Below are 22890 nucleotides of genomic sequence, written 5' to 3'. Positions count from 1 at the left end.
AAAAGCTTTTGGGGTGCTATCAACAATAGCCGTGCCGCGGCTAATATGATGGGGTTATTTTCACTGCAATTATACCCTCATTATACGCCATTTGCAACCCCATCTGTCCGATGATTTGTATCTTTTAAATAGTGATAAAGAAGCATTTAAAGCCGGATTTTAAGGTGATCTCTAATTCACATCGAAACAAAAAAGGCCCCAAATTTACTTTGGAGCCTTTTTGATAATTTTAGATTATTTTTATTTGAGGTCTTTTTTTCCAAAGTCGACGATAACTGGTGTTGCCACGCAGATAGACGAATATGTACCAAAAATAACACCGATCAATAATGCAAAGGAGAAACCTTTAATTACGTCGCCACCAAATAAGAATAATACGATCAATACGAAGATTACCGTTAAAGCGGTGATAATAGTACGGCTTAATGTACTGTTAATCGCTTTGTTGATAACGTCTTCGGTATTCTCGTCTTTATTTTTATGAGCAAGGAACTCACGTATCCTGTCAAATACTACCACGGTATCGTTGATAGAGTAACCAATAACGGTTAGGATAGCCGCGATAAACGCCTGGTCGATATCCAATGAGAATGGTAATAAGCCATTGAATAAAGAGAAGAATGAAAGTACTAACAAGGCATCATGCGCTGTCGCGATCATCGCGCCTAAGCTAAACTGCCATTTGCGGAAACGGATTAAGATATAAGCCGAGATCACGAAGATGGCGAACAATACCGTATACACAGCTGATGTTTTTAACTCATCGGCAATGGTTGCGCTTACTTTGGCTCCACCTAAAATGTCGCTGTCAGAAATTTTAGTTTCTGCTTTTGTACCTAAAGCCTGTACCAGGGTGCTTCTTACTTTTGCATCAGCCGCGGTATTGTTTTCCTTAATCAGGTAGTTGGTAGTGATACTGATTTTATCTGTACCTAAAGTTTTAACCTCGGTACCACGACCTAATGTTGCATCAATAGCATCATGTATTTGACCGGTGGTTACAGTTTTATTAGGGAACTTAACAATAAAGTTACGTCCGCCTTCAAAATCCACACCGTAAGTAAATCCGCGGGTTGCAATTGAAATTAAACCAGCAAGAATGAATAAACCAGAGAAAATATAAAACTTGAAACGGTTTTTAACAAACGCGAAGTTTGCATTTTTGAAGGTATGTGAACTCCATGGATTGCTGAATTTGATCTCCATGTTTTTGTCCAACATCCACTCAAATATAACCCTTGAGATCAACAGTGAACAGAACAATGAAGTTACGATACCGATCATCAATGTGGTAGCAAAACCCTGGATTGGGCCCGAACCAAAGATGAACAGGATTAAACCGGTAAGGAATGTACTGATCTGCGAATCCAGGATTGAAGGTAACGCGTGTTTGAAACCATCGGCTACGGCAATTTTTAATGATTTGCCTAAAGCAAGTTCTTCACGTACACGTTCGTAAACCAATACGTTGGCATCCACCGCGATACCGAGCGTTAACACGATACCCGCGATACCTGGTACAGTTAACACAGCACCTAAGCTGGTTAATACGCCCATCAGGAAGAAGATGTTGATGATTACCGCAACTACCGCTACAGTACCCGCACGATTGTAGTAAGCGATCATGAAGATCAATACCACTACTAAACCAAGGATACTTGAGGTAATACCGGCAGTGATGGCCTCCTGACCTAATGACGGACCAACAATTTCTTCAGACACGATATGTGCCGGAGCAGGCAAGCGACCAGCCTTTAACACGTTGGCCAAATCCCTGGTATCTTCTTGTGTAAAGCTTCCTGATATTGATGATACACCACCAGAAATTTCATTTTGAACGTTAGGAGCAGAGTATACGTTATCGTCCAACACGATGGCGATAGCCCTCTTATTGGTTGCTGCAGCAGCTTCGGCAGTGATCACGCGCCATTTTTCGGCACCTTGTGAGTTCATCACCATTCTTACTTCAGGGCTGCCTTTTTGATCAATATCCGGGTTGGCATCATTAATAACATCGCCAGATAATACAGGGCCGTTTTCGGCGCCGCTTAATTTAATAGCGTATAAAGCAAATGCTTTTTGTTTAGCATCCTTTAAAGGTTTTACATCCCAAAGGAATTTCATGTTGCGCGGTATAACTGATTTAACCAACGCGCTATGCAGGTATGAATTAACTTTAGCGGTATCTTTCAATAAAGCGTAACCAACAACCGGGCCCTGACCCAATGACTGCTGACCGTTTGCGTTAGGGAAAACGTTTAACGACATTACAGACAACAACGGGTGTAATGATGCCAATTGTGATTTGCTGTTAAGTGCGGCAGCCGATGTGTCTTTAGCGGCATTTTTTTGAACCTTGCTCAATAACGAACCTGCTTTTGCAGCAGTATCGGTTTTTGCAGCTACCGCGGCAGTTGCTTTCGATGTATCGGTTTTTACAGTTTTATTTTTTGCAGCAAAAAGATTATCAACAGCAATTATGGTTTGGTAAGCTTCGCTGTTATCAAATGTTTGATAAAATTCAAGCTTTGCCGAACCTGATAATAATTTACGAACGCGATCTGGTTCTTTAACACCAGGTAATTCAATCAGGATACGGTTTGAACTCGCCTCTAACTGAATGTTAGGCTGGGTTACACCAAACTGGTTGATACGTGTGTTTAAAACGGTGAACGATTGTTTTACCGCTGTATTAGCCAAATCTTTCAGGTAAGTTTCAACTTCGCTGTTTGAAGCGTTAAACTTTAAGTGGTCCTGGTTATCTTTTGTTGAAAAAATAGCAGCCAGTTTACCATCCGGATTTAATTTTTCATACTCACTAACAAATAACGCGATGTAATCTTTTTGGCTGGTTTTTGCATCAGCCTGCAATTTGTCGGCATTTGCTAAAGCCTGGTTAAACGTAACATCAGGATTGTTGTTGGCAATTTTACGTACCAGCTCATCCAGTTGAATTTGCATGGTAACGTTCATACCACCCTTTAAATCCAGGCCTAATGCAAGTTTCCTTTGTAGCGCGTAAGCGTACGTGTGTTTTAATATCGGATATACCGGTTGTGTAGACATTGAGTCCAGGTAAGCCTGATACTTTTCAGGATTTCCCTTTGCGATCGCCATGGCATCACTCTCAACTTTTTGGGCCACCCATGTAAATGACAGCTGGTATAAGCATACAACTGCCAGCAGAATGGCGAAAAATTTAATAACCCCTTTACCTTGCATCGAATTTGTAATATGTAATTAATTAGTTTATAAGCTTTTTTTAATAAGACGGCAAATCTAATAAAATTTCGCAAGCACAAAATTTTAAATTAAAACAAATTGATGACAAAAAATGTTAGCGACGTTCAAGTGTTATGAACGAATACTTCAACTTGTTTTTGTCATCCGGCTCAAAATTTTCGCGTTCGGTTTCTTCCCACTCCGCAGCAGTCAGTTCCGGGAAAAAAGTGTCGCCCTCAAAATCCTGGTCAACCTTTGTTAAATAAATGCGGTCTGTTAACGGGACAGACTGTTTGTAAATCTCGGCCCCGCCAACAATAAACACTTCGTCCTCATCGGCACAAAGCGCCAGCGCAGCTTCAATTGAAGTTACTACCTCGCAACCTTCAATGCTGATGGCTTGCCGCGTAACCACAATGTTACGGCGCTTAGGTAGCGGCTTACCCACCGACTCAAATGTTTTGCGCCCCATAATCACCGAATGCCCGGTGGTTACATCTTTAAAATGTTTAAGATCGTTGGGCAGGTACCAGAGTAATTTATTGTCTTTACCGATGGCGTTATTTTTGGCCGTAGCCACTATGATAGATGTGATCATATTTCATGTCATTGAGTCATTGAGTCATTAGGTCATTAGCCTGTATGTTGGCTTTATGATTTTTACTTTTTGACATTTCCAATGAATTTTATGTAGATGTTTAATTTTAGATGAATTGTTTCCAGTTGTTGGATCAATGATTGAAATTGTTCGGCAGATATCAAATTTCGTTGTTCCGATTTGATTAGCCACGTTTTGGTTTCGATTATTGAGCCTCTGCTAAAATAGCAGAAGTTTTTGTTTTCCTTGTAATGGAATCTTCCAAAGCCTTCGGCTATGTTAGCGCTGATAGAATCGGAAGAGCGAACCAATTGCTTAACGATAGTATCTTTTGCAAAATAATCCCACGTGATAACAAGCGCCCACACCTGATGAGCAAATACCGCAGACAGGTTATAAATTTCCAGATCCTCTATCCGGTTACTCATATCAAAGTATCGAAAACAAAAAATGACTAAATGACCTGAGACAAATGACGCGCAGCAAATGACTACACCGCCACTACCCCCTTGATATGCGGATGCGGATCATAATTCTCCAAAGTGAAATCTTCAAACTTGAAACCGAAGATGTCTTTTACGTTGGGGTTGATTTTCATGGTTGGCAATGGTCTTGGCTCGCGGCTTAGTTGCAGGTTCACTTGCTCCAGGTGATTGTTGTACAGGTGGGCATCGCCAAGGGTGTGGATAAAGTCGCCGTAATCCAAATCGCAAACCTGGGCCACCATCATGGTAAGCAGGGCGTATGAGGCAATATTGAAAGGCACGCCCAAAAATATATCGGCGCTGCGTTGGTACAACTGGCACGAAAGCTTGCCTTTGGTTTCGCCCTTTGCAGCATCAGCAGGTTCCACATAAAACTGGAATAAGCTGTGGCAGGGAGGCAGCGCCATTTGATTAACCTCGGCAACGTTCCATGCCGATACAATCATGCGGCGCGAATCGGGGTTGTTTTTGATTTGGTTAACTACCTGGGCAATCTGGTCAATGTGGCCGCCATCCGGCGTAGGCCATGAACGCCACTGCACACCGTACACCGGCCCGAGGTTGCCATCGGCATCGGCCCACTCGTCCCAAATACGCACGCCATTTTCTTTCAGGTAGCGAATATTACTATCGCCGCTCAAAAACCATATCAACTCATGGATGATGGATTTAAGGTGCAGCTTTTTGGTGGTCACCATCGGGAAGCCCTCTTTGAGGTTGAAACGCATCTGGTAGCCAAACACACTCACTGTACCGGTACCCGTCCTGTCGTGCTTTTGCGCGCCGGTTTCCAATACATGCTTCATCAAATCGAGATACTGTTTCATTATTTTGGTTGATTAGGTTGATTAGGTTGATTGAGTTGATTAGGTTGATACCCTAAAAATTCAATGAACCAATAAACCAGTGAACATTTCTAAAAGGCAAAGAAAAATAATCATCGCTAACAATCCTAAAGATGTGCAAAAATAGAGGTTTGTTAATCATTCGTGATAACTTTGGGGCGAGTATCTGGGTTGATTAAGTTGGATTAAGTTGAATGGGTTGATTAGGTTTAGAAGCCTTAGCAAGTTTAATTGAAAGTTAATCAAAAAATGAAATTTGTAAAAACAGGTAAAAACAATAACTCATTCAACTTAATCCAACTCAATCAACTCAATCCAGCTTAGTCAACCCAATCAACCAAAAACAAATGATCATCTTCCCCAACGCCAAAATAAACATCGGTCTTAACATCACAGAGCGCCGGACGGATGGCTACCATAACCTCGAAACTATTTTTTATCCCATCAACCTGAAGGATGCCCTGGAGGTGGTAAAAAGCGATGCGCTGAGTTTTACTTCTTCGGGCATTGAGATTCCGGGGAGGGCAGAGGATAATCTTTGCGTGAAGGGCTATCACATGCTCAAAAAAGATTTTGATTTGCCGCCGGTAAAAATTCACCTCCACAAAAATATTCCGATAGGCGCGGGGCTTGGCGGTGGCTCGGCCGATGCCGCTTTTTTTATCAGGTTGATGAACGAAGAATTTAAACTCGGATTATCTGTGGAGGAGATGACCGACTATGCCCGCAGGCTTGGCGCGGACTGCGCCTTCTTCATCGAGAACAAACCGGTGTATGCTTTTGAAAAAGGCGACGAGTTTGAAAATATCAAACTCGATTTGTCGGCTTACAAAATTGTGCTGGTGATGCCGCCGGTTCACGTGTCGACGGGTGAGGCTTACGGGGGTGTAAAACCAACGCCGGTAAAAGACTCTTTGTTCGATCTGATCAACGAGCCAATCACCGAATGGCGTAAGCATATCAAAAATGATTTTGAAACTTCCATCTTCAAAAACCAAGTAGAGATCCGCGGCGTAAAAGCAGCCCTTTACCAGGCCGGTGCCATCTACGCCAGCATGAGCGGGAGTGGTGCATCCGTGTTCGGTATTTTTGACCACGAGCCGGATGTGGAATTTTTGAAAGAAGAGAACGAAGTGTACTTTGTCTGATATCGGATTTCGGATTTTCGATTTCGGATTTTTTTATTTTGAATTTTTAAATTTTTCAAAACTCAATAAATCCGAAATCACAATTCCGAAATCCGAAATTCAAATAAATCCGAAATCGAACATCCCAATTCCGAAATTTAAATTCCCGCGTCCTCGCTCACGCCGCGTCCAAAACCTTCCACCCAATCCTTATCGCCAAGGCCTTTGGCAACGGCGGTCAATAAGCGGCTGTGTACGGTGTTTACTATCGGCATGGGTGTCTCACTTGCCTGCGATAATCTAAATGCCAGGCGCGCGTCCTTATAGCCCAGGCTGGCCTTGAAACCTACGGGCTCGTATTGTTTGTTGGCAATGAGTCTGCCGTAGTTTTGATAAATGGGTGCGTTGAATAAAGTGGAGCCAAAAAAGTTGGCTACCTGCGCGCGGTCGAGCCCGTTCTTCTCGGCAAGGGTATAAGCCTCGGCCATCATTTCCATCGAAGCCATGATCATAAAATTGCCCGCGATTTTTACCACGTTGGCACCGCCAATTTCTTCGCCAAAATCATGGATGGCCTGCCCTAAACATTCCAACACGGGTGTTGCTAAATCTTTAACCGCCTGCGGACCGGAAACACAAATAAATAATTTTTTCGCGGCTGCTGCCTCGGGCCTTCCAAACACGGGCGATGCCAGGTAATGACTGCCTGCTTTTGTGTGCGCCGCCGCTAACTCAACAGATGTTTCCGGCGAGATGGTGCTCATAGAGATGTGCACAGCATTTGGCTGTAGCGTTTTTAAAATTCCGTCGTCGCCTACAACCGATTCTCGCAACACCGAATCTTCGGAGAGCATCGTGATCACAATGGGCACGCCGGCGGCTGCTTCGGCCGGGGTTTGGCATTTGGTAAAGCCGGTGGTGCCAATCTCGTCGGCCTTGTTAATGGTGCGGTTGTAAACCTGTAAATGATAGCCCTCGCTGATGAGGTTTTTGGCCATGTGAATGCCCATGTTGCCAAGGCCGATAAATCCGATTTTCTTTTCCATAGTATTAGCTGATGTAGTCCCTGTCTTCGTCACTTAGTGTATTTTTATCTTCTTTGGTGTGTATGCTGTCGTGGTAGCCCTCTATATCAAACTTAGCCTTTTTAGGCCGGCCAACCAGGTAGCCCAAAATGAAACCGATCACCGTCATGGTAATCATGATGGCCAGTTTGGAGATCCTGAAATTCATGAATAAAAATGCGAACGTAACGTCGTCGGTATTTTGTGCCAGGGCTGCCGTAAGCAACACCGTGATGATTATGATGGTGATTGTTTTGATGCTCATGTTGTGTTGATTTTAACAGTTAATACAAGATGAGGTTTTTTAATGTTTATTAAAAATGAAGGTAGGCGATTTCGGATTTCGGAATTGAGATTTCGGATTTTTCCGGGTTGTGATTTTTGATTTTTTGACGAGTCGTTTTCGTGACTTTTCATTTGGGCTAAAATCGACTAACGTTGATTTTTTTGAGACGCGGGTGATTTGTTCCCGCACAAAAATAATAACCCGGAAAACGGCCCAGGAAAATGGGAGTGGAGGGCTATCGGCAGAAAACGATCGCCATCTGCAATTTTAAATTTTGCCGCCTGGCAATCTCTCCCCGTTTTCATTTAGCACGAGTTTTGGCGACTTGAATTTGATTTCAAGATTGCAGACGAGAGTGAAAAAATTCTCACGTTTTTTCAATTTCGTATACATCGGGAGCAATCATAACCAATTTATTTAAATTCTCATTTTTTAGTTCGATACACTTAAGGATTTACCTATGCGCAAATCGAATAAGCTGAGTTTTGGCTGATATAAGGTGTTTTAAAGTACTGATATAGTGATTTATAAGTGTACTATTTTATGGCCTGTTTAGTATTTGCTAATATTTTTAGTTTTTTGATTTTAAACTTATGTCTTTTTTGTTTAATTTTTACTTTTGATAAATTACATAAGTATCTGATTATTTTATTTATATATTTTTTATATAAAGCTGATTTTTAATTTTGTTTAAATGAAATTTTATTAAAATATAGCTTTCGTTCGACTTTTGTGCGTTTTCGTTATTTAAAATATCAATACACTAACTAAAAATCAGATTTTGGCGCTAATAAATTAAAAAGCGTTTAAGCGCACCAGAATACGTCTGAAAATTTGAGTGGCTCTGAGGGCTTAAAAATGGCCTTGGTAGTTATAGAGATTTCGCCCCTATCCGGCAGTTTTTTTTGAAGGAAATGCAAAATAAGAGCGAGTAAGCGGGATGATTCTGGCACGCTCCCGGCAATCAAAAACGAAAAGAAAAGTTAGGGTAAGGATACGCTGGCTTTAAAAAAGTGGCAAATGTTAAGGCCTGTTTTTACGCCTGGCAATTTGTGTTTGGGCAACTGGGTACAGAAAAATGGTAGACAGGATAAGCACCGATCCGGCCCAAAAACCAAGCGACATTTTGTTCAAATCGCCAAAGAAAATAAATGATAAAATGATGCCATATACTGGCTCAAGGTTGGTGATGAGCGCCACCCTGAACGCCGAAAGCTGGCGCATTACAGATACCCCGGCAACGTAGGCCAGCGATGTACAAACGGTGCCAAGTAGTAAAAGGTATCCCACGTCGGTAGGTTTTAGCAGTAGCTTTTGGTTGTAGCCATTGATGACTAAAAGGTATACGGAGATCCAGAAAAAGGCACCGCTTAGTTCATAAAAAGCAATTACCGGAGCCTGGGTTTTCTGTACAAATTTTGAATTGATGATAGAAAAAAGGCTTGCGCAAACCGCGCTCATGAGGCCTGTTATAATACCCTTAGTGTATTTCGTTTCAAATTTGAAAATTAAAACGATGCCGCTAATGATTAATAATCCGGCTAAAATTTCCAGTTTGGAGATGCTGGTTTTCTTGATCATCGGCTCAAAAATAGCCGTAAACAAGGTAATGCTGGATAGGCAAACCAGCGTTACCGGAACGGTGGAAAGCTTAATGGAAGCAAAGAAAAGCACCCAATGCGCGCCCACAATTGCACCTGTAAAAACCATTTTAACGATGGTTTTGCGCTCAACTTTAAAGTCTGTTTTGCTGAATTTGAAGTACAGGAAAAGTGAAACAGAGGCGATAAACACCCTGTACCATACCAATTGTACTGCCGAAATGGTAATTAATTGACCCAAAATGCCCGTAAATCCCCAAATAAAAACTGTAAAATGAAGAATTATGAGATCCTTATTTAGATTTTTAGGGGCTTTTTGCGGGCTTTGCGACACTATTTTGGTGCTTTACGGAGTAAATAATAGCCCAATATACCAAACATGGTGTTACTTATAAGCACCGTAAAGATGGGAGGTACCCCGCCTTTTATCGAAAAAACGATAGAAAACTTCTCAATGATGATATAGGCAAAGCACAATAAAATGCCTATCCCAAGGGGTAAACCTACCCCTCCGCGCACCTTGCGGGATGATAAAGCAACTCCCAAAATAGTCAATACGTAGGCCGATAAAGGGTACACAAAACGGTGAAATTTTTCAAAATACAGGTTGTTTAAAACCTCGGGACGGCGTAGTTTTTCCTTGTCAATATTCTTGTTTAGCTCCGATAATGACATGGCCGCATACACGTTATCATAAACAATAAAGTCGCCCGGATGCATGTCTAAAACGGTATCTTTTTGGCCTGTACTATGGATAAATTGCTCCTTTAAACCGCGTACATATTTAACAGCATAGTCCTTTAATGACCATATTCTTTTCACAGAATCATAGGTAATGGTGTTGGCAATAAGCTTCTCGCGCAGGGTATCACCATTGAATTTTTCCATTATAAAGTTGTAACCATTGTGTGTTACGGGGTCGTAATTTGATAAATAAACGTAGGTATGTTTATCAATTTGCATGTGTACTTCGCTCTTCGTGGGGTCGTTATCGGCTATCCCGTTCTCGTTTTCAAAGTCGTTTTTGAGGTGATTTGTGTAAGGTATGAGGTACACATTTGCAAAAAAAGACACGATAAATATGAGGGTAGCGGCCAAAAAATAGGGCCTTAAAAAGCGGTTAAAACTGGCCTTGCCACTCAATATCGGTACTATCTCGGTTTGGTTTGCCATCTTGGCGGTAAAGAAAATTACGGCCAAAAAGTTGATTAAAGGCGATAGTAAATTGAGGTAAAAAGGCACAAAACCGGCGTAGTATCTAAACACAATATCGTGCAAACTGGCGTGTTTACTGGTAAAGTTATCCAGCTTTTCAGAGATGTCAAACACCACAGATATAGCGGCAAAAATGAGCATCGTAAACACAAAAGTGCCCAGGTATTTCTTCATGATAAACCTGTCGATAACCATCAGATACCGGTGTAAAAAAGTCCTCATTGGCAAATCAATTGTTTGTTAAAGCCACGGTTTAGTATTATGTAAGCACAACGCATATTACCTTTTTTTATTGGATGCGGCGGTATTATAATCGCTCGCCAAGGCGTTTTACCATCATGTTTTTCCATGCATAAAACTCGCCGGCAATGATCTTTTTGCGCGCTTCTTTTACCAGCCAAAGATAAAAATGAAGGTTATGCAGGGTGGCAATTTGCGCGCCCAGCATCTCTCCCGAGTGAATTAAATGGCGCAAATAGGCCTTGCTATATTCCTTGTCGGCGTACAAATCGCTGTCTTCTTCAATGGGCGAAAAGTCATCTTCCCACTTTTTATTCTTGATATTGATGATGCCATTTTTGGTAAAAAGCATACCATTCCGGGCATTCCTGGTCGGCATAACACAGTCAAACATGTCAATTCCGAGGGCGATATTTTCTAAAATATTGATAGGAGTGCCTACGCCCATGAGGTATCGGGGCTTCTGTTCGGGCAAAATATTGCAAACAATTTCGGTCATGGCGTACATTTCTTCGGCCGGTTCACCTACCGAAAGACCGCCAATGGCGTTGCCTTCGCGCTCAAAAGAGGCGATAACTTCGGCCGATTTTACACGCAGATCTTTATAAACCGAGCCCTGTACAATGGGGAAAAGCGTTTGATCATACCCGTATTTTGGGCCTGTACTATCAAACCTGTCGCAGCAGCGTTTGAGCCAGCGATGGGTCATTTCTATTGATCGGCGGGCGTAGCCGTAATCGCAGGGGTAGGGGGTACATTCGTCAAAAGCCATGATGATATCGGCACCAATTGTACGCTGAATATCCATCACATTTTCGGGCGTAAACAGGTGTTTTGAACCGTCGATATGTGAGCGAAACGTTACACCTTCCTCCTTTATTTTGCGTACTTCGGTTAAAGAATACACCTGGTAGCCTCCGCTATCTGTTAAAATAGGACCTTCCCAGCCGTTAAATTTATGCAATCCGCCGGCACTTTCCAGTATGTTAAGCCCCGGGCGAAGGTATAAATGGTAGGTGTTTCCTAATATGATCTGTGCTTCAATATCGCTTTTAAGCTCGCGTTGGTGCACCGCTTTTACGGTACCGGCGGTACCCACAGGCATAAAAATTGGGGTTTGTATAGTGCCGTGATCGGTGGTGATTTCGCCGGCTCGCGCTTTTGAAAGCGGGTCTTGTGCTGCTAATTTAAATTTCATTTTGAGGGTGTAAAATTAACAAAAAAAGCCTCATTGAGGCTTTTGCGAGCAGGCGGTGGATAAAAAAAGATTTTATAAATAACAGATATACACTGAAATTGGAGAAGGAAGTTGGCAAATGCCGCCTATTTCTGATGTATTGTAAAAAAAGTTTTGTCATCCTGAGCGCAGCGAAGGATCTATTCTGCACCCTGCGTGTTCGCCGTGCAAATTTGCGAATAGATGCTTCGTTCCTCAGCATGACAAGGTGGAGAAGATTAGTTTACACTATTCTGCAATGATGATTTATCGAGTTTTTTATTCAATATAATATGGTAGAAAGGCACTAATTACACCACAGCTTTCACATAAATCACTTGTTTAGTTTCAAAAAACTCTTCGGTAAAATGATCTTTAAGGTGATATTGCTGTACTTTAAGTCCCGATTCTTTGATCTCCTGGTCAAGGTCGCCGCCTTTAAGGTAAAGGATGCCATTTGGCAGTTTATTACCCGATTGTTTTTTGAATTTGGCACGCACCCAGGGGTAAAAATCACGCAGCTGGGTTACCGCGCGGGACACCACAAAGTCAAACTTTTCGTCAATTTGCTCGGCACGGGCATGACTGGCTTGCACGTTTGTTAAGCCTAAAGCTTTGGCTACTTCCTGCACTACTTTTATCTTTTTGCCTATAGAATCAACCAAATGGAACTGCGTTTGGGGGAACATTATAGCCAACGGAATACCCGGAAAACCGCCACCCGTACCAACGTCAAGTACGTTTTCGCCGGGTAAAAAAGTCATGATTTTGGCTATGCCGAGGGAGTGCAAAACGTGGCGCTCGTATAACAAATCAATATCCTTGCGGGATATTACGTTGATCTGGCTGTTCCACAAATTATATAATCCGGGTAGTTGCTCAATCTGGGCGCGTTGCTGCTCAGTTAGTTCGGGAAAATATTTGAAAACGATATCAGATGTCATCCCTGTTAAAACGGTTTATGATGTTGCCAAGCAAGTAGCGGGCCCTAAATAACTGTGCTTTTACCGTACCCAGGGGTAAATCTAATTGCTGGGCAATCTCTTCGTATGATAATTCATCAAAATAACGAAGCGTAATGAGGTTACGGTAGCGCGGCGGCAAGCTTTCTATGAGTGTTTTAAGCTCTTGCGTTTGCTGTTTTTTAATGGATGTTTCCTCGGGATTCAATACATCAGCCTTAATTTGAAGCGGCTTTTCGTCGCCATCTTCGTCCGTCATCCCGTGAATCGATTGCGTATTTAGCTTCTTTTTACGAATAAAGTCGATACAATTATTGGTAGCTACCCTAAAAAGCCAGGTGCTAAAAGCATAATCGGGCTGGTATTTTTCCAGCTTTTCAAACGCCTTGGCAAAGGTTTCAACGGTAAGATCCATGGCATCCTCCTTGTTGTTCACCATCTTTAAAACCATAAAATATATGGAATCTTTGTAGCGGTGCATCAGATCGGCATACGCCTTTTGATCGCCTTTGCGGGCCCTCACCACCAGGTGAAAATCATTCTTGGCGTTTTCGGTAAAATTCGCGTTTATTTCCATTGGGAAGTTTTTATAAGAGCCCCAACCAAACCAAATACAGTCAAATACATATAATATATGAAATCAAAAAATGGCAGATACCAAATTACATCTTTGCCATCTAATTTTTTGAATATTTTGTTATAAATAATAAGCTGTACTATAAGCCTAAAAAGCCACAAACCTAATGCCAATAAAGGTTCATATCTGAATACAAAGCACAGTATAAGCAATATATAAAACAAAAAGCCGCTTATGGCATCAAAACTGAGCATGGTACGGTCCCTTTTTTTATACAGTTTGCCAACGCTCATGTGTCTTTTCTTTTGCTTAAAGTATGCTGGCCAGCTGGTTTTGGCTGCGGTATAAGTGAAGGCTTCGGGATTAATTTCGGTAACTGTATTGTTGGCTGTAGCGTGTTGATTTACAAACAAATCATCATCGCCAGATAAAATGTGCATGTGTGAAGCAAAGCCCTTTGCGCTAAAAAACAATGTTTTGGTATACGCCAGGTTGCGGCCAATACCCATATAGGCTTCGCCTTTTAAAGCACATGAAAGATAGTTCATGGCCGTTTTAAGGGTTTCAAAACGGGTAAAACGGCTGATAAAACTGCTGGTTTTATAGTACGGCGAGTACCCTAAAACAATCTCGGCACCGTTACCAAAGCCGGCAGCCATGCGGGTAATCCAGTTAGTTGAAGCCGGTTTACAATCGGCATCGGTAAATAATAGGTATTCGTGTTTTGAGGCTTTGATACCAAGGGTGAGGGCAAATTTTTTCCCGGTTTTAAAGCGGTCATGCTCGGTAATGGTAACTACTTTAAGGCGCGGATACTGGCGCTGCAGGTCTTCCAATACCTCGTCCGATCTATCGTACGAGCAGTCATTGATCACTACAACCTCAAAATCGTGGTAATTTTGTTCTAATATAAAAGGGAGATTTTCCTGTAGATTTTGGGCTTCGTTACGCGCGCTGATGATAACAGAAACAGGTATCAATACCTGCGGAAGCGTTTCGACAGGCTTATAGCTGATAAGGCGGCTATGGTTACTTACCAGGTAATACAGCTGAAAAATAAAACAGAGCTGAAGCAGAACAAAAAGTACGATTTGTATATAAGTTTCCAATGACCAATAATAATCAGGCAAAGTTGTTAAAAATACACGAATTTGATAGGCTGTTGTTCCTGTTTATTTGATTATTAACTGTTATTGACTGAAGTTTTTTTCCACACTGTTTGATTGTTGGGCAAATGTGTGGATAAAGTGAGGAGAGATTAGAAACGTATTTACAGCAAGTTGCAGATGTATGTATTTACAATGCAGGTCTGTATGGTATTAGATGCATGTAATGCGCCCCTACATCAAAAAAACACTAAAAAAGAGGAAAGGTTATTACGCAAGAAATTGCCGGGACGGTTTTTGGGCCGGCGGCAATATCATCTCAATAGTTAATTGAGGGTTAATTGGCTTGAATACTGATCTTATTAACCATTATTTAATTGTTTATTAATTTCTGCCTTTATTTTAGCTTTCACTTTCGCTGTTGGTGAGGCTGCTGCCGGTTTAACGTCAGGCGTGGCGGCCGGCTCGGTTGGGCTTACAGTTGGCTCTGTATCAGCTGGTTTTACATCGGGTGTTGGTGCTACTGCCGGGGCCCATTTTTTATCTTTTTTAAGTTTTAAAGGCGGCAGCGGAGGCAAAGGTAAGCCAACAGCACCCAATGGTGGAGTAGGCGGCGGCGGTGTCTTATAATCGGCTGACGATACCGGTGGAGCAGGCGGCGGCGGAGGAGGGGTTTTTCCTTTCAGTTTTGACTTAACCGGTGCTGCAGGTGGCGGTGGTGGCGGCATTTTTACATCTACGGAGGCTACCGGCGGGGCAGGTGGCGGTGGTGGCAACCTGTGCAAGGTTTTATGCGGCACCGCAGCTACAGGAGGGGCAGGTGGCGGAGGCGGCATTTTAGGGAATATGAGCATTTTAGGAAAAGTATAGCCGTATTTTTCCTGCAGCATAGCCAACTCAGTACCGTTTGCTTTGCTCTTATAGTACTCTTTTTGTTCGCCGTTTTTATCGGTAATGATTACCCGGAAATCAGCCTTATTATTAACAAGATAGCCGGTTTCCTCATATTTGTAACCTTTGGTAGTTACCGCCCTTGATTTTACTTGTGAACGCGATAGGGTATCCGCAGCAGTTTTAGGTGTTTTGCTGGCTACGGTTTTTAAAGCAACAGTGTGCTTTGGAGCCAGGTCTATAACCGCGTAATTTTTACTAAAGGCCAGTGTAGATGCACAAAGCATCCCCCCGAAAACGGGTATGGCCACCAGGTATTTTAGCCTTGCTAACTTACCCGAGCGTTTTTGATTTAACATAATGATCCTCTTTTTTAACAAGTTATAATTGAAAAATGAATGCGTAATTGACGAACCATTGAGGCCGTAAGCATTATCAACCAAAAAGGCAGAGTAGGCCAGGGCATCATGGTCAAGCGCGGCGGTTTGCTCGTCGGCAATGTACTCGTGTATTGTTTTAAGGCTTATTTGCAGCAGATAAATAACCGGGTTAAACCAGTTGATGATTTTAATAATCTCTATAAAAATAATATCGAAAGAGTGTTTTTGCCGGATGTGTACCAACTCGTGCTGTATAATAATATCATTACCGGTGGTTTTTGTGCCGATAAACAGGTAGTTGAAAAACGAGAACGCAGTATCGGTATCTTCCACATCAATCAGTTTGTACCTGTTGTCTATCAACGTTTTGCCCGATGTAGTCATATTGATAACCCTGAACAGTTTAATAACCAAAAGTAAAGTCAACACTGCTATTCCTACAATATAAACAGCCCATAAAGCATCATTCAAAGTGATTTGATGAATCACAGTCGGTTGCTTAGCTAATTTACTTATCAACTGCACATTTTGCGCCGTTACATTATAGCTTACCGCTGTAAGTTCAGGAAGCTTTTCTGCTGTTTTTAAAACACCTATCTGTATAACAGGCAGGATGAACGATAGTATACAAGTTAACAGGAGGTACGCCCGGTTAAGTGTATAATAGGTTTCCTTATTTAAAAACAGGCAGTAGCAGGCGTAAAATACAGCCAGGTAAATGTTTGCCTCTAACAGATAATGCAGCCAATTCATGGTGTCGGGTTTATAGGTTATAGTGCCAGGTTTTGTTTGCCCGCTTTAAGGGTGGTTGAATAGCCAAGCTGTGTAAGGTTGGTAATGCAAGGATAAGCCTCTTTTTGAATACGTTGCTCATTGGCATAAAACGTTTTTGGCCCCTGCACAACAAATTGTATGTATAGTGCATATGAACCGGGTTTGGTAGGGATGTTTTTATTATATCGCTTTAAGCAGTTTATTACCTGGTTACTAAATATTTGACCGGTGCTGTTGGTTACTCTGATGTTGCTGATACGTTGATCTTTAATATCTATTACACAGTTTACATTCCCTGGTGTATTTTCTTTTAAAGCTTTTTGCGGGTAGCCAAGATTATCATTGAAATACAGCCCAAATTGCTCAAATGTCAATTGGTAGTTTGTTGTTTTATGCCATTTTGCAGTTACATCAATAAAGGCGTAGCTTTTACTGAAGGCCAGGGTCGATGCGCAAAGCATCGCTATAAAAATGGGCGCAGCTAACAGGTATTTTAGTTTTGCTAAATTGCCCGAAGGTTTTTTGTTTAACATGATGATTCTCTTTTTTAACAGGTTATAATTGAAAAATGAATGTGTAACAGATAAGCTATCAATACCATACGCGTTATCAACCAAAAAAGACGAGTAGGTGAGGGCGTCGGTGTCCCGCGCGGTTTGTTCATCTGCAAGGTATTCGTGCTGGGTTTTAAGGCTCACCTGTATTAAATAAATAACAGGATTAAACCAGTTCACAATCTTCAATAGCTCCATAAACAATACATCAAAAGAGTGTTTTTGACGCATATGCACTAACTCATGATTGATAATAATTTGGCTACCAGTAGTTTTTGTGCCGATAAAAAGGTAGTTAAAAAACGAAAACGCGGCATCAGTATTCTCAATACTGATCAATTTGTATTTGTTATCAATCAGTGTTTGGGTCGAGGTAATGAGCCTTATAACCTTAAACAGTTTAATAATCAGCAGCAAACTACATATTGCTACGCCAACAATATAAATAAACCACAACGCGTCTGTCCAGGTAAATGCATAAACACTAATCGGTTGGTTTACCGTTACTGGTGTTGTTACACCAGTAACGGTGTTTATTGCATGGCTTATCATTGGCGAAGCAAGCGGTAACCTATATTTTAACGCCCCCACCTGCATAACGGGCAGTATGAAAGATATGATACAGCTTAGCAACAGGTAAACCCGGTTAAGCGTATAATAGGTTTCCTTATTTAAAAACAGGCAGTAGCAGGCGTAAAATACAGCCAGGTAAATGTTTGCCTCTAATAGATAATGCAGCCAATTCATGATGCTTATTTAGCGGATTAATATTAGTCGGTCACGTAACCAACTACAACTATTTGATTTAAGCTTACCGTTGTTGAAAATTCCGACGGTTTATCTGTAGCAGCTTTTTGAGTGTCTGTTGCAGGTGTTTCGGGAGCATGGGCTACCTGGTTATTTTTAGGGTCGAGTAATTCAAACGCTACCGGTATGGAGTAATGCCCATTTTTTAAATCGAGTTTGCCATCAAATTCATTAAGTACTCGTAAAACTTCTCCGTTCATAACAGGCTCTATTCCTCTTACAACTTTAGGGTTGGTGATTTTACCATCAACCACGTCAACGGTTGTAATCACCCTGCCGCCTATACGATTATTATAGTCAATTGTAGGGTATCTTACATGTTTACCTACATATTTATAAAAATCAGAAAGATCCGGATCTGATGGTATTGCTGCGACAACGTCTTGAACAGGTGCAACTGGTGGCGGTGGAGGAGGAAGCTTGGTAGCGTCTTTGATGGGGGCAGAAGCCGGTATTTCTGCTGGTTTCTTATCGGCATCATGCGATTGTATAGGCGTAAATTTATCAACATCAGACATCTGCAGTTTTAAATCGTACCCGGGCGAATTAAGTTCTGCTGCGGCCTTGGTTTTTATAAACTTGTAATAGTTGTTGGTAAAATAAACGGCTATTTTATGGGGGCCCGCAGGTTCATCAACTTTGCCGGTATAAGCTTTTACGGCTTTTAATACCTCGGCATCTAATATAGGGGATGCACTTTTTGATACCTTGATATTATCTATCTGATGGTCGGCCTTAACATTAAAACTAACGCCAACAACACCTGCTACGCCTGCATTTGATGCCTGGCGCGGATAGCTGATTGCTGTTACCAAGTGGTTGAAAAGGTCGGTATAGCTATCTTTTATAACCATTGGCGGCGGTGGGGGTGGTAATTGCGGAGCATTTTGCGGTTTGCTTTTCTGGCCGCTATCGGGCAATGTCGCCTGCATAGGTGCGTGATGCTTTGGTGCGAGGTCAACCAATGCGTAATTTTTACTGAAGGCCAGGGTTGATGCGCAAAGCAATCCCCCGCAAATAGGTACAGCCACCAGGTATTTTAGCCTTGCTAAATTGCCCGAACGTTTTTGGTTTAACATAATGATTCTCTTTTTTAATAGGTTATAGTTGTAAAATGAATGCGCTATAGATGAACCGTTGATACCGTAAGCATTATCTACCAAAAAGGATGAGTAGGTGAGCGGATCGGTATCGAGTGTCGCGGTTTGTTCGTCAGCAATGTATTCATGCACGGTTTTAACGCTTGCCTGTAACAGATAAATAATAGGGTTAAACCAGTTGATGATGCGCAGCAGTTCGATAAAAAGGATATCTGCCGAGTGCTTTTGCCGGATGTGCACCAACTCGTGCCTGATAATAAGCTCATTGCCGGCAGTTTTCGTGCCGATAAAAAGGTAATTGAAAAAAGAAAAAGCAGCGTCGGAGTCTTTTATACCTACAAGCGTATAATCATCGGCAGCCAAAGTTTTGGCACCGGTGGCCATTTTAATAAGGCGTACTATTTTAATGATCAACAATACAGATAGCACCACAACGCCTGCTATATAAATATACCAAATCACATCCTGTAATGTAAGGCGACTAACCTGCGGCTGATAATTTATCACCGGTTGGGCAGTTGTTTTTGAAGCAACAGGACTTACCGCTATGTAGGTTTGCTGAGCAACTTCGGCTGGTTTAAGTGTACTTATCTGTATAACAGGTAATATAAATGACACAACGCAGCTTAGTAAAAGGTAAACCCGGTTAAGCGTATAATGCGTTTCCTTATTTAAAAACAGGCAGTACCCGGCGTAAAATACCGCAAGGTATAGGTTTGCTTCGAGCAGGTAGTGCAGCCAGTTCATGATTGTTTTTTACTTTTAAGGTTATCAATTAAAGAAGTAAGCTCGTCCAGTTCCTTTACGCTGATTTTTTTTTCGTCAACAATAAACGATACCAGGCTTTTGTAGGAGTTGCTGAAATAGTTATTCATCATTTTATCAAACGTGAACTTTTTGTACTGATCATCGCTTACAAGGGGGAAGTACACATGCGAGTTACCATAGGCTTTATGATCGATATAACCTTTACCCTCCAACACCCGCACCACGGTTGATACGGTGTTATAAGCAGGTTTGGGATCGGGCATTTGCTCAATGATATCCTTTACAATGGCTTCCTTTAAAGTCCACAGAATCTGCATGATCTGTTCTTCGGCTTTGGTGAGTTCTTTAACGTTCATAGCAAACTATTTTTATAGTTCAATAAAGGTAGAACTATTTTTATAGTTTGCAAACTATTTTTGTAGTTTATTGAAAAAAAATTTATAGATGTGCAGATATGCAGATTTCAGATGTGCAGATTTTTTGTCTGAACCGGGATTAAGCAGATTTATGAGATTTTGATTAGCATGCGGCTAAATTTAATAATCCTGCTAATCCGATAATCTGCTTAATCCCTGTTCAGATAAAATCATTTGCTAAAAATATTAGGATTTTATCTATATTCGTCTCAAGAATGTCGGGCTTTTAATCTGCATATCTGCACATTTGAAATCTGCACAGCTAATACATTCGTCACCATGATGTGGGGCTTTTAATCTGCATATCTGCACATTTGAAATCTGCACATCTAATAAAACCTGTCCATTACTATGTCTCTGCTTCATAACGTCGCTTTATCGTTCGTAAAAAATCTGGGGCCGGTGGCGGCCAAATCATTGATGGCTTATTTGGGTGGGGCCGAGGAAGTTTTCAAAACTTCGCCTACCAAAATGACCACCATTCCTGGTATTGGCGAAAAAAGGGTTGCGCAATGGGATTTTGAAAGCGCTTTAAAGCTGGCCGAAAAGGAGATTTTGTATGCGGAGAAACAGGGCATAGACATTATATACTATACCGATGCACGTTACCCCAAGCGCTTGAAAAACTGCGGCGACTCGCCCATATTGCTTTATGCTAAAGGCAACATGGAACTGAATTTACCTAAAGTTATCAGTATAGTAGGCACACGTAATGCTACTGATTATGGCAAACAGCTTTGCCACCAGCTTATTGAAGAACTGCAGCAATACAATGTTTTAATAGTAAGCGGCCTGGCATTGGGTATTGATGTGGCCGCGCACAAAGAATGTTTAAAGTTTAATGTGCCCACGGTAGGGGTATTGGGTCATGGATTGGATAGGATGTATCCCAGCCAAAACCGTGCAACGGCTGATAAAATGCTGGAAAACGGTGGTTTACTAACCGAATACCCTTCGGGCACAGTACCCGACAGAGAAAACTTCCCCCAGCGAAACAGGATAGTTGCCGGTATGACAGATGCCACCGTAGTAATAGAAGCCGGTATTAAAGGCGGCGCGCTAATTACTGCGGAAATTGCCAATTCTTACAACAGGGATGTATTCGCTTTTCCGGGAAGGTTGGATGATGTATATTCGGAAGGGTGTAACTTCCTGATCCGTAATAATAAGGCCAGCCTGCTTACCTGTATGGCCGATCTGGCTTTTAGTCTCGGCTGGGATAAACCAGATGGTACAAAAACTGTTGAGCAATTTGCATTGCCATTAGATTTAACCAACGATGAGCGCCTGATATTTGATATTTTACAGCAACACAAGGCTCCGTTAGCCATTGATGAACTTACCATAAAAGCCAATATGCCTATGAGTGCCCTGGCCATGAACCTCCTTAATATGGAAATGCAAGGGTACATACGGTCGTTACCCGGGAAAACGTATAGGATAGGATAATTTTTTTAGTAGTAAGTAGTTAGTATCAAGTAGTAAGACAGGAAGACTGATTTGCGCTTTTTGGTTATTTGCTATAAGCGACAAAAACTTGTGAAGTTTTTAAAATAAGTTTAATTAAGTTTCACTCACCACGCAACACTCTGTTCTGAATCAGGATATTTATGTTATAACACATGTACTGTAAGTATATTGAAAGGGGTATAATTTACCTATGACTAATGGTAATTTCACGATAGGCTAAATTAGCCTCTTTTTAAATAGGCATTGGGTACATTTTGAGGGATGTAATCAATACAGTAAGCGTATTTTATCAGCAAGCTTACTACTTCCGCGGTGGTTTTTTCCCTGCGATGAAACTGCGGCAATAAGCCCATCATGGCATAGCTGATAGGGTTAACGGCAGGGATAAATGTTTCCCATTCATACCCTTTACCCCAAATTAGCCCTTTGACAGTATACTGAAGATCGGCACCGTTCAGTAACAGGAAATTCAACATATCTATAGATGAATTGCTGTTTTGGTTAACAGTATGGAATATGGGCGTATGACCGCCAAAGCCATATTCATCATAAGCAGCTTCGGCATTTATATCAGCATCATGTTGTAAAAGTAGTTTGGCACATGCAAGGCCATTGTATTCGGCACAAAAGTGCAGCAGCGCACCACCGGTTAGTGAGGTATAGGTGTTATTATATAAGGTATAAGTTTTTGAAATAACGCTGGTATCACTGGCAATAACTGTAGCTAATCTATCTGCATCATGTGCCAATATGGCCAGCAAACCCTGGTCTTCAAACTCCAAACCGGCATCAATAAAAGCCCTTACACAATCTTTAAATTGAGGGCTGCGGTAATACATTTCTATCAAGGTAGTAAACAATGGCACCCCGTCATGAACTTCATTTGGGCTTCCGCCATCATTAAAATACTGGCTGATGCCCTCTGCCGAGTGGACTTCAATAGCGTAAAGTATTTGATTGTAATCGGGCATGGTATACGTTATATAATAGTGTCGCTTTTATATAAAGTTAGGTATAAAGTGATGATATCAAATTCCCATTCTGTTAATTCTAAAATCCTATAAACGGCGGAGCCTTCTTGAACTCCTATAAGAAACAATTAATATGTGTGAAAAATCGTGATTCAGATAACCCCCGTTAAGGATAGAAGCGGATACCGGCCCGTGACTAAGGCCTGCGCAGTATG

General features: G+C 41.6%; 19 protein-coding genes. 2 read left to right on the top strand and 17 right to left on the bottom strand.

Annotated features, from left to right (window positions below; all coding sequences use genetic code 11):
* Positions 1 to 240: 240 nt before the first annotated feature.
* The 4 genes from secDF to QWZ17_RS03390 all read right to left on the bottom strand — a co-directional run bounded on the left by secDF (position 241) and on the right by QWZ17_RS03390 (position 5132).
* Positions 241 to 3222: a protein translocase subunit SecDF gene (gene secDF / locus QWZ17_RS03405; RefSeq protein WP_290303518.1), complete on the bottom strand. Its 2982-nt coding sequence runs from the start codon at positions 3220 to 3222 to the stop codon at positions 241 to 243.
* A 115-nt stretch (positions 3223 to 3337) separates the two neighbouring features.
* Positions 3338 to 3820 carry a dihydrofolate reductase gene (locus QWZ17_RS03400; RefSeq protein WP_290303517.1) on the bottom strand — a complete coding sequence of 161 codons (483 nt, stop codon included), beginning with the start codon at positions 3818 to 3820 and terminating at the stop codon, positions 3338 to 3340.
* Positions 3821 to 3882: 62 nt separating this feature from the next.
* Positions 3883 to 4248: a four helix bundle protein gene (locus QWZ17_RS03395; protein WP_290303516.1), complete on the bottom strand. Its 366-nt coding sequence runs from the start codon at positions 4246 to 4248 to the stop codon at positions 3883 to 3885.
* A 62-nt stretch (positions 4249 to 4310) separates the two neighbouring features.
* Complete coding sequence (locus QWZ17_RS03390) at positions 4311 to 5132, bottom strand: thymidylate synthase (RefSeq protein WP_290303515.1); 822 nt, start codon at positions 5130 to 5132, stop codon at positions 4311 to 4313.
* Between the two features lie 365 nt (positions 5133 to 5497).
* On the opposite strand from QWZ17_RS03390, the gene ispE reads away from it, so the two are divergent.
* Complete coding sequence (gene ispE, locus QWZ17_RS03385) at positions 5498 to 6298, top strand: 4-(cytidine 5'-diphospho)-2-C-methyl-D-erythritol kinase (RefSeq protein WP_290303514.1); 801 nt, start codon at positions 5498 to 5500, stop codon at positions 6296 to 6298.
* Positions 6299 to 6435: 137 nt separating this feature from the next.
* On the opposite strand, the gene QWZ17_RS03380 is transcribed toward ispE, so the two are convergent.
* The 12 genes from QWZ17_RS03380 to QWZ17_RS03325 all read right to left on the bottom strand — a co-directional run bounded on the left by QWZ17_RS03380 (position 6436) and on the right by QWZ17_RS03325 (position 20174).
* Positions 6436 to 7323: an NAD(P)-dependent oxidoreductase gene (locus QWZ17_RS03380; protein ID WP_290303513.1), complete on the bottom strand. Its 888-nt coding sequence runs from the start codon at positions 7321 to 7323 to the stop codon at positions 6436 to 6438.
* 4 nt (positions 7324 to 7327) lie between these two features.
* Positions 7328 to 7606 carry a LapA family protein gene (locus QWZ17_RS03375; protein WP_290303512.1) on the bottom strand — a complete coding sequence of 93 codons (279 nt, stop codon included), beginning with the start codon at positions 7604 to 7606 and terminating at the stop codon, positions 7328 to 7330.
* A gap of 1044 nt (positions 7607 to 8650) precedes the next feature.
* Positions 8651 to 9562, bottom strand: a complete 912-nt coding sequence (locus tag QWZ17_RS03370; protein WP_290303511.1) for a DMT family transporter — start codon at positions 9560 to 9562, stop codon at positions 8651 to 8653.
* Complete coding sequence (locus tag QWZ17_RS03365; RefSeq protein WP_290303510.1) at positions 9562 to 10665, bottom strand: LptF/LptG family permease; 1104 nt, start codon at positions 10663 to 10665, stop codon at positions 9562 to 9564. The genes QWZ17_RS03370 and QWZ17_RS03365 overlap by 1 nt, the downstream gene beginning before the upstream one ends.
* A gap of 85 nt (positions 10666 to 10750) precedes the next feature.
* Positions 10751 to 11881: a tRNA guanosine(34) transglycosylase Tgt gene (gene tgt / locus QWZ17_RS03360; protein WP_290303509.1), complete on the bottom strand. Its 1131-nt coding sequence runs from the start codon at positions 11879 to 11881 to the stop codon at positions 10751 to 10753.
* A 329-nt stretch (positions 11882 to 12210) separates the two neighbouring features.
* Complete coding sequence (rsmG, locus tag QWZ17_RS03355) at positions 12211 to 12843, bottom strand: 16S rRNA (guanine(527)-N(7))-methyltransferase RsmG (RefSeq protein ID WP_290303508.1); 633 nt, start codon at positions 12841 to 12843, stop codon at positions 12211 to 12213.
* Positions 12833 to 13438, bottom strand: coding sequence for an RNA polymerase sigma factor (locus QWZ17_RS03350; protein WP_290303507.1), 606 nt, complete (start codon positions 13436 to 13438; stop codon positions 12833 to 12835). The genes rsmG and QWZ17_RS03350 overlap by 11 nt, the downstream gene beginning before the upstream one ends.
* On the bottom strand, positions 13429 to 14568 hold the full coding sequence (locus QWZ17_RS03345; protein WP_290303506.1) for a glycosyltransferase: 1140 nt from the start codon (positions 14566 to 14568) through the stop codon (positions 13429 to 13431). The genes QWZ17_RS03350 and QWZ17_RS03345 overlap by 10 nt, the downstream gene beginning before the upstream one ends.
* Before the next feature lie 338 nt (positions 14569 to 14906).
* Complete coding sequence (locus QWZ17_RS03340; protein ID WP_290303505.1) at positions 14907 to 16568, bottom strand: M56 family metallopeptidase; 1662 nt, start codon at positions 16566 to 16568, stop codon at positions 14907 to 14909.
* A 17-nt stretch (positions 16569 to 16585) separates the two neighbouring features.
* Positions 16586 to 17890: a M56 family metallopeptidase gene (locus tag QWZ17_RS03335; RefSeq protein WP_290303504.1), complete on the bottom strand. Its 1305-nt coding sequence runs from the start codon at positions 17888 to 17890 to the stop codon at positions 16586 to 16588.
* A 23-nt stretch (positions 17891 to 17913) separates the two neighbouring features.
* On the bottom strand, positions 17914 to 19797 hold the full coding sequence (locus tag QWZ17_RS03330) for a M56 family metallopeptidase (RefSeq protein WP_290303502.1): 1884 nt from the start codon (positions 19795 to 19797) through the stop codon (positions 17914 to 17916).
* Entirely contained in the window at positions 19794 to 20174 is a 381-nt protein-coding gene (locus tag QWZ17_RS03325; RefSeq protein WP_290303501.1) for a BlaI/MecI/CopY family transcriptional regulator, read from the bottom strand. The genes QWZ17_RS03330 and QWZ17_RS03325 overlap by 4 nt, the downstream gene beginning before the upstream one ends.
* 411 nt (positions 20175 to 20585) lie before the next feature.
* Between QWZ17_RS03325 and dprA the strand changes: the two genes are divergently transcribed.
* A complete protein-coding gene (dprA, locus tag QWZ17_RS03320; RefSeq protein WP_290303500.1) occupies positions 20586 to 21683 on the top strand; it encodes a DNA-processing protein DprA in 1098 nt (365 codons plus the stop codon).
* A gap of 242 nt (positions 21684 to 21925) precedes the next feature.
* Here the strand turns inward: dprA and QWZ17_RS03315 are convergent, their stop codons facing one another.
* A complete protein-coding gene (locus QWZ17_RS03315; protein WP_290303498.1) occupies positions 21926 to 22675 on the bottom strand; it encodes an ankyrin repeat domain-containing protein in 750 nt (249 codons plus the stop codon).
* Positions 22676 to 22890 lie beyond the last annotated feature (215 nt).

Origin of the sequence: Mucilaginibacter flavus (assembly GCF_030409315.1) — a bacterium.
Lineage (GTDB): Bacteria > Bacteroidota > Bacteroidia > Sphingobacteriales > Sphingobacteriaceae > Mucilaginibacter > Mucilaginibacter flavus.
Note: the sequence above shows the minus strand (reverse complement) of the source record. Positions and strands in the feature narration are given on the sequence as shown.